This window comes from Streptomyces sp. NPDC055103 (assembly GCF_053607625.1).
Genome location: NZ_JBSGTX010000006.1, coordinates 1 through 13,803 on the forward strand (window position 1 = coordinate 1; position 13,803 = coordinate 13,803).

The 13,803-nt window shown below is 73.3% G+C and carries 11 protein-coding genes and 1 pseudogene; 2 read left to right on the forward strand and 10 right to left on the reverse strand.

Annotated features, from left to right (window positions below; genetic code table 11):
• From ACWFR1_RS05865 to ACWFR1_RS05895, 7 genes and pseudogenes are all read right to left on the reverse strand, one after another.
• Nucleotides 1-1,001 (reverse strand): dihydrolipoamide acetyltransferase family protein (locus ACWFR1_RS05865; RefSeq protein WP_453546906.1); only part of this gene is annotated, 1,001 nt, incomplete at its 3' end.
• A 12-nt stretch (nt 1,002-1,013) separates the two neighbouring features.
• Nucleotides 1,014-2,018: an alpha-ketoacid dehydrogenase subunit beta gene (locus ACWFR1_RS05870; protein WP_453546909.1), complete on the reverse strand. Its 1,005-nt coding sequence runs from the start codon at nt 2,016-2,018 to the stop codon at nt 1,014-1,016.
• Nucleotides 2,019-2,020: 2 nt separating this feature from the next.
• A pseudogene (gene pdhA / locus ACWFR1_RS05875) lies at nt 2,021-3,088 on the reverse strand (pyruvate dehydrogenase (acetyl-transferring) E1 component subunit alpha); the annotation flags it as partial.
• A gap of 48 nt (nt 3,089-3,136) precedes the next feature.
• Nucleotides 3,137-4,144 (reverse strand): hypothetical protein, encoded by a 1,008-nt coding sequence (locus ACWFR1_RS05880; RefSeq protein WP_453546911.1) that lies wholly within the window; start codon nt 4,142-4,144, stop codon nt 3,137-3,139.
• Between the two features lie 109 nt (nt 4,145-4,253).
• On the reverse strand, nt 4,254-5,768 hold the full coding sequence (locus tag ACWFR1_RS05885) for an MFS transporter (protein WP_453546914.1): 1,515 nt from the start codon (nt 5,766-5,768) through the stop codon (nt 4,254-4,256).
• 37 nt (nt 5,769-5,805) lie between these two features.
• On the reverse strand, nt 5,806-6,030 hold the full coding sequence (locus ACWFR1_RS05890; protein ID WP_453546917.1) for a phosphopantetheine-binding protein: 225 nt from the start codon (nt 6,028-6,030) through the stop codon (nt 5,806-5,808).
• A complete protein-coding gene (locus tag ACWFR1_RS05895) occupies nt 6,027-7,970 on the reverse strand; it encodes an HAD-IIIC family phosphatase (protein WP_453546919.1) in 1,944 nt (647 codons plus the stop codon). Before ACWFR1_RS05895 ends, ACWFR1_RS05890 begins: the two co-directional genes overlap by 4 nt.
• A 269-nt stretch (nt 7,971-8,239) precedes the next feature.
• Here ACWFR1_RS05895 and ACWFR1_RS05900 point away from each other — a divergent pair, with 269 nt between their 5' ends.
• Complete coding sequence (locus ACWFR1_RS05900; protein ID WP_024761883.1) at nt 8,240-9,043, forward strand: AfsR/SARP family transcriptional regulator; 804 nt, start codon at nt 8,240-8,242, stop codon at nt 9,041-9,043.
• A gap of 33 nt (nt 9,044-9,076) precedes the next feature.
• Nucleotides 9,077-9,418, forward strand: a complete 342-nt coding sequence (locus ACWFR1_RS05905) for a YrdB family protein (protein ID WP_453546921.1) — start codon at nt 9,077-9,079, stop codon at nt 9,416-9,418.
• A 27-nt stretch (nt 9,419-9,445) separates the two neighbouring features.
• Here the strand turns inward: ACWFR1_RS05905 and ACWFR1_RS05910 are convergent, their stop codons facing one another.
• The 3 genes from ACWFR1_RS05910 to ACWFR1_RS05920 form a co-directional block, all read right to left on the reverse strand.
• On the reverse strand, nt 9,446-10,483 hold the full coding sequence (locus tag ACWFR1_RS05910; RefSeq protein ID WP_453546923.1) for a ketoacyl-ACP synthase III family protein: 1,038 nt from the start codon (nt 10,481-10,483) through the stop codon (nt 9,446-9,448).
• Between the two features lie 104 nt (nt 10,484-10,587).
• Nucleotides 10,588-11,376, reverse strand: coding sequence for a thioesterase II family protein (locus ACWFR1_RS05915; RefSeq protein WP_453546925.1), 789 nt, complete (start codon nt 11,374-11,376; stop codon nt 10,588-10,590).
• Complete coding sequence (locus tag ACWFR1_RS05920) at nt 11,373-13,772, reverse strand: beta-ketoacyl synthase N-terminal-like domain-containing protein (protein ID WP_453546927.1); 2,400 nt, start codon at nt 13,770-13,772, stop codon at nt 11,373-11,375. The genes ACWFR1_RS05915 and ACWFR1_RS05920 overlap by 4 nt, the downstream gene beginning before the upstream one ends.
• Nucleotides 13,773-13,803: the final 31 nt, after the last annotated feature.

The window sequence follows — 13,803 nt, forward strand, 5'->3', positions numbered from 1 at the left end:
ATGTTCGGCACGATCAGACCGCGCGGGGTGGCCGCGGCGATGCCCAGGTTCACGTACCGCTTGAGCACGATCTCCTGCGCCGCCTCGTCCCAGGCAGCGTTGATCTCCGGGTTCCGCTTCACCGCGACCAGCACGGCCTTCGCGATGAGAAGCAGCGGATTGACCCGCAGCCCCGACATGTCCTTGTCGGACTTCAGCTCCTCGACCAGCTTCATCGTCCGCGTGATGTCGAACGTCACGAACTCCGTGACATGCGGGGCCGTGAACGCCGAACCGACCATCGCCGCCGCCGTCACCTTCCGCACACCCTTGATGGGGATACGGATCTCCCGGGCGTCCGGCAGGACGGCCGCGGGGGCCGCGGGCGCCGCGGCCGGCTGTGTCACGACCTCGCGGGTGCCGATGTCGACCACGGCGGCGGCGTGCACGTCGGCGCGCGTGATCGTGCCTCCCCCGCCGGAGGGGCGGACGACCGTCAGGTCGACCCCGAGGTCCTTGGCCAGCTTGCGGACGGGGGGCTTGGCCAGCGGGCGCGGTCCGGCGGCGGGCCCCCGGCCCGCGGGGGACGTGCCGTGCGCCGGCTTGCGGGGGCGGCGCTTCGCGGAGGCCTCCATGACGCCGTAGCCGACGAGCACGGGTCGGCGTTCCGGCTGTCCCGTGCCGGCCGCCGGCACCTTCTCCGTCGCTTTCGCCGTCTCCCTCTCCGTCGGCTTCTCCGGCAGGACCTCCGCCACGACTCCTGTCACGGCACCTGCCATGGCCTCCGTGTCGACCGAGATGATCACGGCGCCGACGTCCACCGTCGTCCCCTCCGGGAAGCCGATCTCCCGTACGACCCCGTCGAAGGGGACGGGGAGTTCCACCGCCGCCTTCGCCGTCTCGATCTCGCACACGACCTGCCCGTCCACCACGGGGTCACCCGGCTTGACGTACCAGGTGAGGATGTCGGCCTCGGTCAGCCCCTCCCCCACGTCGGGCATCCTGAATTCGCGAATAGCCATGATCTCTTTCCCTCAGTACGCCAGCGAGCGGTCGACCGCGTCGAGCACCCTGTCGAGGCCCGGCAGGTACTCCTCCTCCAGGCGCGCCGGCGGATACGGCGCGTGGTAGCCGCCGACCCGCAGAACGGGAGCCTCCAGGTGGTGGAAGCTGCGCTCGGTGATCCGGGCGGCGATCTCCGCGCCCGCGCCGAAGAAGACCGGGGCCTCGTGGACGACGACCAGCCGGCCGGTCCTCTCGGCCGAGGCCTGGACGGTGTCGAAGTCGATCGGGGACATCGAGCGGAGGTCGAGGACCTCGATGGACCTGCCCTCCTCCTCGGCCGCGACGGCGGCCTGGAGGCAGACCTTCACCATCGGGCCGTAGGCGGCGAGGGTGACGTCGGTGCCGGCGCGGGCGACCCGCGCCCTGTGCAGCTCGCCGGGGGCGGCGGAGCCCGCGGCGGAGCCGCTGTCGGGCACGGTGACCTCGCCCTTGTCCCAGTAGCGGCGCTTCGGCTCGAAGAAGATGACCGGGTCGTCGCTCTCGATGGCCTGCCGCAGCATCCAGTACGCGTCCGACGAGGTCGAGGGCGACACGATCCGCAGGCCCGCGACGTGCGCGAACAGCGCCTCCGGTGACTCGGAGTGGTGCTCGACCGCGCCGATGCCGCCGCCGTACGGGATGCGGATCACGACGGGCAGGCGCACCTTCCCCTGGGAGCGGGCGTGCATCTTCGCGAGCTGCGTGACGATCTGGTCGTACGCGGGGAAGACGAAACCGTCGAACTGGATCTCCACGACCGGCCGGTAGCCGCGCAGGGCCAGACCGATCGCCGTGCCGACGATGCCCGACTCGGCGAGCGGCGAGTCCATGACACGGCTCTCGCCGAAGTCCTTCTGCAGACCGTCGGTCACGCGGAAGACGCCGCCGAGCTTTCCGATGTCCTCGCCCATGAGCAGGACCTTGGGGTCGGCCTCCAGCGCCGCGCGCAGGGCTTCGTTGAGCGCCTTCGCCACGGGAAGGCTCTTCGTGACCATGACTAGTTGCTCCGTCCGGCGTCCTCGAAGGACGCCTGGTAGGCGGCGAACCGGGCACGTTCCTCGTCGACGAGCGCGTGCCCGTCCGCGTACACGCTGTCGAACATCGTCATCGGGTCGGGATCGGGCATCGTCCTGACGATCTCGCGGACGCGCCGCGCGAGCGCCTCCGCCTCCTCGTCGAGGGCGGCGAACCACGCCTCGTCGGCGTGGCCCTCGCGCTCCAGGAGCCGGCGGAGCCGCAGGATCGGGTCCTTGGCGCGCCACTCCTCGACCTCCGCCTCGTCGCGGTAGCGGGTCGGGTCGTCGGAGGTCGTGTGGGCGCCCATGCGGTACGTGTACGCCTCGACGAACATCGGTCCCGAGCCGGTTCGTACGTGGTCGAGGGCGGCGCGGGTGACGGCCAGGCACGCGAGGACGTCGTTGCCGTCGACACGGACGCCGGGGAAGCCGAAGCCCGGGGCGCGCCGGTAGAGCGGGGCGCGCATCTGGCGTTCGGTGGGCTCGGAGATGGCCCACTGGTTGTTCTGGCAGAAGAAGACGACCGGGGCGTCGTAGACCGCGCCGAAGGTGAAGGCCTCCGCCACGTCGCCCTGGCTGGAGGCGCCGTCGCCGAAGTAGGCGATGACGGCGGTGTCGGCGCCGTCCTTGGCCACGCCCATCGCGTAGCCGGTGGCGTGCAGGACCTGCGAGCCGATGACGAGGGTGTAGAGGTGGAAGTTGTTCTCGGCGGGGTCCCAACTGCCGTTGCTGGCGCCGCGGAACAGCGCGAGGAGGTGGGCCGGGTCGACGTTCCTGACCAGGGCCACGCCGTGCTCGCGGTAGCTGGGGAAGACGTGGTCCCGGCGCCGCAGGGCGCGGGCGGAGCCGATCTGGGCGGCCTCCTGGCCGAGCAGCGAGGGCCACAGGGCCAGCTCGCCCTGGCGTTGCAGGGTGACGGCCTCGGCGTCGAGGCGGCGGGCCAGCACCATGTCACGGTGGAGGCCGCGCAGTTCCTCCGCGCTCGGGTCGACGCCGTACTCGGGGTGGTCGACCCGAAGGCCCTCGGGGGTGAGCAGCTGGACGAGCTCGGTGGTCATTCGGGGTCTCCGGCTCTCGTTCGGTCGGACCGGTCGGTCTCAGTCGGTGCCACGGCATATGTGGGGCTCGGCCGCCGCTGCCTCGGGTTCGCCCGCGAGGAGCACGAACGGGGGTGCCGTCGAGGGGGCGGTGGGCGGCTGGGCGGCCGGGGCGAGGGGCGTTGCCGGGAGGGCCGCCGGGCGGCCCAGGGCGTCGTCGTACACGAGGTTGAAGAGCTCGACGCCGGGCAGCGTCCGGGCCAGGTGGGCCTGGAGGCCGGGGCCTTCGAGGGTGAGGCGGACGTCCGAGACGGCGATGCCCCGGTCGGTGGCGCGCAGGTCCACCCGGAAGACGCCGAAGCGGAGTCCGAGGTGGAGGACGGCCGCGGCGGCCTCCGCGGCGAGGGCCTGGGGGGCGTGGGGCAGTCCGGTGGCGGGGGCCCAGCCGTCCTCGGTGGGTGTGGCGAGGAGGAAGACGTGGGGGCGGCCCGAGACGAAGGCGCCGACGGCGGTGAGGGCGGTGCCCTCGGGGGCCCGGTCGGGGTCCTCGTCGACGAGGAACCCGCCGGCGGCGAGGGCGGCGAGCCGGGCGCCGGTGTCCTGGACGCGGCGGACGGCGTCCGGAGGGTTGCCGGGCAGGTCCAGGGCGGCGGCGAGGCCGGCGGCGGCGGGCTGGACGTCCTCGCGCAGTCCGAGGACGACGTCGAAGCGGTGGCCGGCGGCCTGCCGGTCGCGGGCCCAGGCCACGCACTCCTCGGTGTGGACGTCGGCGAGTCCGGTGGACTCGTCGGAGAGGATCCGGGCCTCGGGGCCGCGGGCGGCGAGCAGCTCCGCGCGGTCGAGGACCCAGGTGCGTACCCCGCTCGACCAGGTCTCCAGGAGGGTGGAGTTGGCGGCGGCCTCGCCGGGGTGCCGGTGGGGTGCCGCCGCTCCGAGGAGGAGGGCGACGGGGCCGCCGCCCGGGGCGACCGGCGCGGGTGTCGCGGCGGTGGGCGCGGGGGCTGTGGCGGCGACGACGGTGGCGGCGGTGGTGTCCGAGGCCGCGGGCCGGTGGCGTTGCTGGAGCATCTGTCTGCCTCTCTGCGCGGAGAGAGCGGGCTGGGGATCTCCTCGGTCCGGTGCGGATCCGGAGGAGGAAGGGCCGCCGGGCGGGTGGGGGGCCGCCCGGCGGCGCCGGTCAGGACTTCGGCTCTTCGGTGGCCGCCGGGCGGCCGGCGAACCCGAGGAGGGCGATGGCCAGGTTGGCGGCGATCCAGACGAAGAGGACCAGGAAGCCGCTCTGGAGCGCCTCGGTGAACGCCTCGGCGGTGCCGACGCCCTCGGCCGTGAGCTCGGCGAGGCGGGAGCCGACGACGGTCGCCGTGACGGCGAGGGCGAGGGCGCCGCCGACCTCGGTGGAGGCGTTCAGGATGGCGGAGGTGGTGCCCGCGTCCTGCTCCGACGCGTCCTGGGTGCCGACGACCGGGGCCGTCATCATGCAGAGCACCAGGCCGACGCCGAGGAGCGCGGTGACGGGCAGCAGCAGCGACCAGTAGCCGCTGGTGGTCTCGGCGCCGAGCATCAGGACCAGCATGACGGCGAGCAGGACGGTGCCGATGACGTACGGGACGCGGGGCCCGAACTTGGCGATGAGCACCGGGACGGCGCCGGACACGCCGAGCATCGCGAGGCAGGTCGGGATGTAGGCGAGGCCGACCTCCATCGGGGTGTAGCCGAGGCCGAGCTGCATGTACTGCGGCAGCATGAAGAAGGCCGGCAGCATCAGGCCCGCGGTGATCAGCTGGGCGACGGTGCCGGTCGCGACGGACCGGCGGCGCAGCAGGTGCAGGGGCAGCAGCGGCGCCTTGGCGGTGGCCTCCACCCGGACGAACGCGGCGAGCAGCACGACGGCGGCGGCGAGCGAGCCGAGGGCGGTCGGGTCGGTCCAGCCCTCCGCGCCGGCGGTGACGATGCCGAAGACCAGCGCGAGCAGGCCGAGGGTGCCGGTGAGGGCGCCCGCGACGTCGGCGGGCGGGCGGGCGCCGGTGCGGACGATCTTCGGGACGTACAGGAACGCGGCGGCGATCAGCAGCAGCCCGATGGGGACGTTGATGAGGAACGCCCAGCGCCAGTCGATGTCGGTGACGGCGCCGCCGAGCAGGGTGCCGAGGCTGGCGCCGACGCCCATGACGGTGCCCCAGACGCCGAGGGCCTTGGCGCGCTCGGCGGGCTCGGGGTAGGTCGTGACCAGGATGGAGAGGGCGGCCGGCGAGAGGACGGCGGCGCCGATGCCCTGGAGGCCGCGGCCGGTCAGCAGCATGCCGCCGCTGTCGGCGGTGGCAGCGGCGAGGGAGCCGAGGGTGAACAGGGCGATGCCGCTGACCAGGACGGTGCGGCGGGCGAAGACGTCGGTGAGGCGGCCGCCCAGCAGCATGAGGCCGCCGAAGAGCAGCACGTAGATGTTCATGACCCACTGCAGGCCCGCCGTGCCGAGCCCGAGGTCGCCGCGGAGCTGGGGAAGCATCACGTTGGCGATGGTCGCGTCGAGGACGCAGACGAGCTGGGCGACGGCGACGACGGCGAGGATCAGTCCGCGCTTGCCGGTGGCGGGGGCGTCCGGGCCGGCGGCGGCCTGGCCGGCCGGCGCCTCGGGCGACACGGGCCGGGCGTCCCGAGCGGTGTCCCGAGCGGTGTCCCGGGCGTCGATACTCATGGGGTTCTCTCCTGCCTCTGCTGGAATCCTCGGCGGTTCACGCCGCGCTGATGCGCTCGTAGATGGCGGACAGGCTGCGGTCGGCCAGCAGCTTGCCGACGGGGACGCGGGAGCCGGTCTCGCGCTCGACGGCGGCGACGAGCCGCAGCATGTGCATCGAGTCCCAGCTCACGACGTGGTCGAAGTCCGCGGAGAGGTCGTCGACGCCGAGCGGCAGGTCGAGCTCGTCGCGTACCAGGTGGATGAAGTCCTCTTTGGTCATGACGCGGTGCCTTCCAGGGTGGAGTCGAGCAGGATGTGGGAGGGGACGACCGGGAGGTTCTCCAGGTCGCGACGGAAGGGGAGTTCGCCGTCCGCCGTCGAGGCGGGCGGCGTGGGGACGAAGCCCATGGAGGGCCAGAACTCCCGGACGTTCTTGTTCTTGGCGGTCGGCCGGTAGCTCGCGAGGACGGCCCGGGCGCCGGTGGCGGCGGCGTGGGCGAGGAGGCTCGCGATCGCGGTCTGCTCGATGCCGCGGGCGAAGACCCGGCAGGAGAGCAGCATGTTGTCGATCCGGAGGTCATGGCCGTCGTCGTCGCCGGTGCGGCGGGCGAAGACGGCGCCGACGACGCCGTTGTCGCCGAAGCGGTCGCCGGAGCGGATCGCGAGGACGAGGTGGTCGGGGTCGTCGACCCGGGCGGCCACCTCCTCCGCCGTGAGCCGTACGGTCGTCAGGTTGAACTGGTTCGTCCGCAGGGAGAGTTGCGCGACCCGGTCGATGTCACCCGGGCCGGCCTCGGCGAGCCGGACGCGGACGCCGAGCCCTTCGAGGTACTCCTCCATGGAGCCGGCGTTCTCGAGGAGTTCGGCGCGCTCGGACTCGGTGCGGTAGAGCGCGGCCCGCGCCCGGTCCTCGTCGGTGAGGCGGGCGGTGTCGAACCAGCCGTCGGCGAGGAGCTTCTCGATGTGCAGGGCGGGTTCTTCGTCGAGGCGGACGACGGCGACCTGCGGGAGGCTGTCGGCGACCAGGCCGCACTCGAAGGGCGAGTCGTCGGCGAAGACGAAGCTGTCGACGCCGAGGTTGAGCTTCTCGGCGATGTCCAGGAGATTGGCGTCCTTGGGCTGCCAGTTGGCGTTGACGCGGGCGAAGTCGGCCTCGCGCAGCACCATGTCGGGGTGGTCCTTGAGGACCTGGACGACCGGCTCGTGGTCGTTCTTGCTGCTGACCGCGAGCAGGATGCCCTGGGTGCCGATCTGCTTGACGACCCGCTGGAAGTTGCCGAAGGCCTCGCCGCGGAAGGTGGTGGCGGCGGCGATGCCGTCGGGGCCGTCGTCGCCGAGGATCCCGTCCCAGAGGGTGTTGTCGGCGTCGACGACGAGGACCTTCTTCGTCCGGCCGCGCAGCATGCGGGAGAGGTGGGCGACCTCCCGGGCGTAGCGGGCGAGCAGGTCGTCGCCGAGGCTGGCCTTGGCGTAGGCGGCCATGCGGGGCTCGTCGAGCGGGACGCCGGAGGCGACGACCGGGTCGAGGTCGACGACGTGGATCCGGGGGTTGCCGAGGGCGAGGCGCAGGAGGCCGCTGTTGAAGTCGCGCCAGGCGATGCCGGCGCGGGCCCGGGACTCGTGGTCGATGAGCTGGTGCGTGACGCTGCGGGGCAGCGGCACGGTGTTGAGGACCAGCGCGGCCGTGGCGTTCCCGGTGAAGGCGGTGGCGAGGCTCTCGATCTGGGCGAGCTTGCGCTCGGCGGTCCGTACGAGGTCGTCGGCCTGCCAGGGCGTGCCCATCTCGTCGAGGAGGGTCTGCGGGTCGAGGATCCACAGGGCCAGGTCGACGTCGGGGGCGTGCAGGGCGCTCGCCGGGTCGCGCAGGTCGCGCAGATAGGCGTCGAAGTCGCCGAGACGGTCCTCGACGAGGACGCCGTGGCGGGCGAACTCGGCGGTCAGCGGCGCTCGTACGCCGCCGATCGTGGAGTGTCCGGTGAGGGCGACGACCGCGGTCTCGGTCTCGGGGCGGGCCGTGAGGACGGCCTGCCGGTCGAGCTGGACGAGGAGGTTGCCGGCGCGCCGGAAGTCGGCGTCCGCGCCGCCGGAGACCATGGCGGCGAGGAGCGGGGCGACGGACGGGTAGTTCTCGGCCAGTGTGCCGCCGGCGCGCAGTGCGCGCAGTGATTCCAGTGGCGACTTCCGGGTTTCACGATCCGCCGGGCTGGATACCGTGGTCAATGATCTCTCCTCACGCGCGCGCCTCCGTCGGCCGGGCCGTCCTGTCCTCGGTGTGCGGACAGCTCGTCGGTACGGGCCGATCGTCGGCGGCGGCGCTTGAGCCGGACTCGTACTCACGTCCAGCGCCCTCGTACGGACCATGGATTTCTCATGCATCGGCACGTTCGGGGTTCATGGGAGGCCGGTGACCAGGGCACTGTCGTCACGGCGGGCGGGCGGGCCAGACTCGGTAGCACCATGAGAGCTGGCGAGTGGAGGGGTGGAGCTGCATGGACATCAAGGTCCTGGGGTCCTTCGAGGCTTCGGAGAACGGGGTCGCGCTCCTGCCGACCGCCGGCAAGCCCCGGCAGATCCTCGCGCTGCTTGCCCTGCAGGCCGGCCAGATAGTGCCGGTGCCCACGCTCATGGAGGAGCTGTGGGACATGGAGCCGCCGAGGAGCGCGCAGACGACGCTGCAGACGTACATCCTCCAGCTGCGCAAGCGCATCGAGGCGGCGCTGCCGCCGGAGGGCCCGCGCCGGGCGAAGGACGTGCTGGCGACCCGTTACGGCGGCTATCTCCTCGACATCACGCCGGAGGAGGTCGACGTGCACGCCTTCGAGCGGCTCGCGGCCGCCGGGCGGCGGGCGCTCGACCTGGGTGACCGGGAGACGGGCTCGCGTCTGCTGCGGCAGTCGCTCGCGGTGTGGCGTGGCCGGGCGTTGGTCGACGTGCACCACGGGCTGCGGCTCGGCGTGGAGGTCACGCGCCTGGAGGAGAGTCACCTGTGTGTGGTGGAGTCCCGCGTCGAGGCCGATCTCGCGCTCGGCCGGCACCACGCGCTGCTCAGCGAGCTGGCGGTGCTGACCGCCCGCCACCCGATGCACGAGAACCTGTGCGCCCAGTACATGACGGCGCTCTACCGGTCCGGTCAGCAGTGGCGTGCCCTGGAGGCGTTCACGGCGCTCCGCGGCTTCCTCGTGGAGGAGCTGGGGGTGGAGCCGTCGCCGCGGCTCCAGGAGCTCCAGCGCGCCATCCTCAGCTCCGACCCCCGGCTGACCCGCTTCACGCTCCGTACCGATCTGACGGTCTGACCCGCCCGCACCCGCACGCTCTAGGAGTCCCTCATGCTCTCGTCCCTCAAGGCCTTCAACCTGCTCGTGATGTTCCTGCTGGAACTCTCGGTGTACGCGGCGGTCGCCCTGTGGGGGTTCACCACCACCGACAAGTGGCCGCTGAAGCTGCTCCTCGGCGTGGGTGTGCCGATCGGTCTGATCGCCGTGTGGGCGCTGTTCGGGGCGCCGCGCGCCACGTACCCGGTGCACGGTGGCGGCCGGGTGCTCCTTGAGGTGCTGTGGTTCGGAAGCGGCGCCGCCGCCCTCGCCGCCTCGGGGAGGCAGGGCTGGGCGGCGGCGTTCGTGGGGATCTTCCTGGTCAACGCGGGTCTGCGGTTCCTCTGGGACCAGTGACCTGGCCGCGCTGACGGTGGCGGGGCGTCACCACTGGGGCGACTCGGTGAACTCCAGGACGGCGACGGTCCACATGAAGCCGACGCCGACGCCCATGGTGACCAGGAGGTCGCCGGGCTGCGGGTTCCTGGCCTCCACCACGTGGTTCATGCCGATGAGCTGGTCGCCGGCGCCCATGTGGCCGTAGTCCTGGCCCCAGTCGTAGGTGGTGGTGGCGCGGTCCACGCCGAGCAGCGAGTAGAACGAGAACTGAGCGATCGTCTCCGCGATGTTGGCGTGGACGAAGAAGCGGGCGTCGGACAGCTTGGCGTCCGCGTCGTCGAGCGCCTCCTGGAGCACCTGGGAGGCGTTCTTCGTCATCTGCTGGATGACGTGGTCGTAGGCGCCTTCCTCCTTGAGGAGGTAGTCGGACTTGCGGGTGCGCAGGTCGACGGGCTTGCCGTCGAGGAACGGGCCGTCGGTCCAGCCCGTCGTGCCGCGGTAGATGGGCTCCAGGGAGGAGTCCGTGTAGGTCGCGGTGGACTTGAGGCGGGCGAAGCCGCCCTGGTTGGAGAGGACGAGGGCGCCGGCGCCGTCGCCGTACGCCTGCTGGCTGTCGGAGCCCCAGCGGTCGAAGTACGGCAGCCGGAAGGCGTCGCCGGTGGTGACGAGGGCGGCGGCGGGCTTGCTGCGGCTCGCGAGGTGCGAGGCGGCGATCTCCAGGCCCGCGAGGCCGCCGTTGGAGCCCTGCCGGATCTCCAGGGAGAGGCCGGTGCCGCCGACGGTCTCGTTCTGTACGTAGTTGACGGGCGTCCAGAAGTCCTGGCCCTGGTGGCCCACGCAGCCGTGGAGGACGATGTCGTACTCCTCGTGGGGCCGGCCGGCGCGCTCGACGGCCTGGCGGCCGGCGTGGGCGGCCATGACGGGGCCGGGCTCGTCGGCGCGGGCCACGCGGACGGCGCGGATGCCGTTGGAGGTGGCCTCCTCGGCGTCGTAGCGGCCGGCGGCGACGGCCTCGGCGGCGGTCTCGACCTGCTCCGGAAGGTAGGCCCCGAGTCCGGCGACGTGCAGGTTGTCCCAGCGCATTGTGTTCTCCCTCTGTTCTGGTCCGGTCTGGTCTGATGCGTGTGTGGTGGTGCGACTGCTGCTGTCGTGCGGTGGGCGCCCAGGCCCTGTACGGCGGAGAGGGCCTAGGCGACCTGTACGTCGTCCGCCGGGTCGAGGCAGGTCTCGATCTGGCCGACCACTTGGTCCGTCAGGGCCGGGAAGCCGGAGTCCAGGAAGTAGAAGTGGCCTCCCGGGAAGAACTTCTGGGCGAAGCGCCCGCCCGTCTCGCGGCGCCACAGGTGCATGGCGGAGGCGGGGGCCCAGGCGTCCTGGGTGCCGCCGAACACCGTCAGCGGTGAGCTGAGCGGCGAACGGCCCGGCGCGGGGCGGTAGTTGTCGACGGCCTTGAGGTCGGCGCGGACGGTCCGCAGGAACCGGTCGAGGAACTCGCTCGCCTCTGTGACCCGTTCGGGCATGCCGCCGAGGTCCAGCATCACGTCGAGGAGCGCGTCGTCGTCGAGGGCGTGCAGGGGTACGGCTCCGACGCCGGGGTGCAGGGGCGCGACCCGCCCCGACACCCCGGTCCACACCGGGTACCGGCCGAGGGCCTCCAGGGCCCGGGCGGTCTCCAGGGCCACCACGGAGCCCATGCTGTGGCCGAAGAGGGCGAGCGGCGCTTCGTCGTCCGCCCACGGCAGGACGTCGGCGACGACGGTCTCCACCACCTCGGTCATGTCGTCCAGTTGGGGTGCGGCCGCCCGCCTGCCGCGGCCCGGCAGGTCGAGCAGGAGCAGGTCCCAGTCGGCGGGCAGATGGCGGACGAAGGGGTAGTAGACGGCCGCGGACCCGCCCGCGTGGTGGAAGCCGATCAGCCGGACCGCCGGCTCGTCGACCGGGCGGGGCCGCAGGAACGGGCTCCTCGCGACGGTCACGCGTCCACCCCCATGGCGACGCAGACCTGTTCGCTGAGGTGGGCGAGGAGTTCGGCCACCGGCATCTCCACCGGGCAGTCCAGGGTGGGCAGTTCCACTCCGTACTGCTGCTCGACGCTCTTGGTGAGGAGCATCGCGGTGAAGGAGTCGCCGCCGACCTCGCAGAACGGCACGTCGGGGGCGAGCGCCCCGTCCGCCTTGAGGACGGCGGCGAGTTCGGTGGTCAGATAGGCGCCGATCTCGGCCCGGTCGAGCGGCGCGGTACGGGTGGGGGCGACCGGGACCGGTACGGCGTGCGCCGGCTCGGGGGCCGTCTCCTCGATCCAGAACCGCTTGCGCTGGAAGGGGTAGGTCGGCGCGTCGACGAACACGGCACCGGGCGCGCCGAGGTGGTCGAGCCGCAGGGGCGCGCCGCCCCGGTAGAGCGCGGCCAGCGCCTCGGCGAGGAGGCGGGGCGCGTCCTCGGGGGCGGTGCCCGTGAGCGGCAGGGTCCGCCCGCCGGCCGTGAGGCGGGCACCGGCCCGGTCGCCCGTGTCGCCGCCGGTGGCGAGGGTCGTCTTGACGCCGAGGAGCGTCAGGACGGCCCGGAGCCGGGTGGCGGGCGTGCCCTCCGCGTCGATGGTGCCGGCCAGTGCGGGGTGGTGGCGGGCCAGTTCGGTCAGCGCGTCGTCCAGGAGGCCGGTGTCGGTGCCGGTGGTGAGGACGACGCGGTCGGCGGAGGGCGCGCCGTCCGCCGGCTGCCCGGCGGCGAGCGCGTCGGCGAGGGCGGCCGCGTCGGTGCCGACGACGGCGAGCCGGTGGCCGAAGTGGACCCGGCCGGCGCGCAGGGTGTGGCAGAGCGAGGCGGCACCGGCGGCGTCGAGGCCGGTCAGCGCTTCCCGTACCCGCTCGGACAGCTCGGCGAGCGCCCGGGGGTCCTTGGCCGACAGGGTGAGCAGCTCCGGGTGGTGCGCCGGTACGTCGGCGGGGGCGGCGGGCGCCGGGTGGTATGCGGAGAGCACGGCGTGGGCGTTGGTCCCGGAGAGACCGAAGGCGCTGATGCCGGCGGTGCGGTCCTCGGGCGCGCCCTCCCACGGTGCCGCTTCCCGGGGCACGGTGAGGGCGATCCGGTCCCAGGGGATGAGGGGGTTGAGCCGTCCGTCGCCGGGCTGGGCGCCCGCGGGGACGGTGCCGTCGCCGAGCATGAGGACCAGTTTCAGGACGCCGGCGATGCCGGCGGCGGCCTCCAGGTGTCCGATCCGGGCCTTGACGCTGCCGAGGGCGACGGGGGTGGTCCGCTCCCCCGCGCCGGTGCCGAGGACGGCGTCCAGGGCGCCGACCTCGATGGGGTCGCCGAGGGCGGTGCCGGTGCCGTGGGCCTCGACGTAGCCGACGGTGCCGGGGGCGACCCGGGCGTCGGCGAGCGCCGCCCGGATCACCTCCTGCTGGGCGGGGCCGCTCGGCACGGTGAAGCCGGAGGAGGCCCCGTCGTGGTTGACGGCGCTGCCGCGGACGACGGCGAGGACCGGCCGGCCCTGTGCGAGGGCGTCGTCGAGCCGCATCAGGGCGACCATGCCGACGCCCTCGCCCCGGCCGTAGCCGTCGGCGTCGGCGAGGAAGCTCCGGGACCTGCCGCCGGGCGAGAGGGCCTCGCCCTGGCACAGGGAGACCATCAGGTCGGGGCCGAGGATCAGGTTGGCGCCGCCGGCGAGCGCGTAGTCGCACTCGCCGCCGCGCAGCGCCCGTACCGCCTGGTGGATCGCCACCAGCGAGGAGGAGCAGGCGGTGTCGACGCTGGTCGCCGGGCCGGAGAGGCCGAGGGCGTAGCTGATCCGGCCGGCGACGAAGCAGTGGCCGCTGCCGGTGGAGTGGTACGGGTCGATGCGGCTGTAGTCGCCGTCGTGGACGAACCTGCGGCCGTACTCGGAGGCCATGACGCCGACGAACACGCCGATCGGCAGCCGGTCCTGGCGGCGGGCGGCGATGCCGCCGCGCTCCAGGGCCTCCCAGGCCACTTCGAGGAGCAGGCGCTGCTGCGGGTCCATGGTCTCGGCCTCGCGCTGCGAGATCCCGAAGAAGGCCGCGTCGAAGGAGGCGATGTCGTCGAGGAACCCGGCGCGGTCCACGTAGGAGTGGCCCTCCTTGCCGCGCTCGGGGTGGTAGACGGACCGCAGGCCGGTGCGGTCCGCGGGGATCGGGCCGACGGCCCGGGTGTCGGGGTCGGGCGCGTAGAGGAACGTCCGGTACGCGTCGGGGGTGTCGATGCCGCCGGGCAGCCGCATCGCGGTGCCGACCACGGCCACGGGGGCGTGGGTGCGGGCCTCCAGCTCGGCCACGCGGTCCTTGAGGCGGCGGGACAGCTTCAGCTGGTCCTGGATCACCTGCCGGAGCGCCGCGGTGTCGGGGACGGTCGCCATCACTCTGCTCCTGCGTTCGTGTGTGTCGCCG

Bases quoted from the DNA above. Each gene is read 5' to 3' on its own strand.
- ACWFR1_RS05900 (WP_024761883.1), top strand. From the start codon at position 8,240: ATGGACATCAAGGTCCTGGGGTCCTTCGAGGCTTCGGAGAACGGGGTC.
- ACWFR1_RS05880 (WP_453546911.1), bottom strand. From the start codon at position 4,144: ATGCTCCAGCAACGCCACCGGCCCGCGGCCTCGGACACCACCGCCGCC.
- ACWFR1_RS05885 (WP_453546914.1), bottom strand. From the start codon at position 5,768: ATGAGTATCGACGCCCGGGACACCGCTCGGGACACCGCTCGGGACGCC.
- ACWFR1_RS05910 (WP_453546923.1), bottom strand. From the start codon at position 10,483: ATGCGCTGGGACAACCTGCACGTCGCCGGACTCGGGGCCTACCTTCCG.
- ACWFR1_RS05905 (WP_453546921.1), top strand. From the start codon at position 9,077: ATGCTCTCGTCCCTCAAGGCCTTCAACCTGCTCGTGATGTTCCTGCTG.
- ACWFR1_RS05920 (WP_453546927.1), bottom strand. From the start codon at position 13,772: ATGGCGACCGTCCCCGACACCGCGGCGCTCCGGCAGGTGATCCAGGAC.
- ACWFR1_RS05890 (WP_453546917.1), bottom strand. From the start codon at position 6,030: ATGACCAAAGAGGACTTCATCCACCTGGTACGCGACGAGCTCGACCTG.
- ACWFR1_RS05870 (WP_453546909.1), bottom strand. From the start codon at position 2,018: ATGGTCACGAAGAGCCTTCCCGTGGCGAAGGCGCTCAACGAAGCCCTG.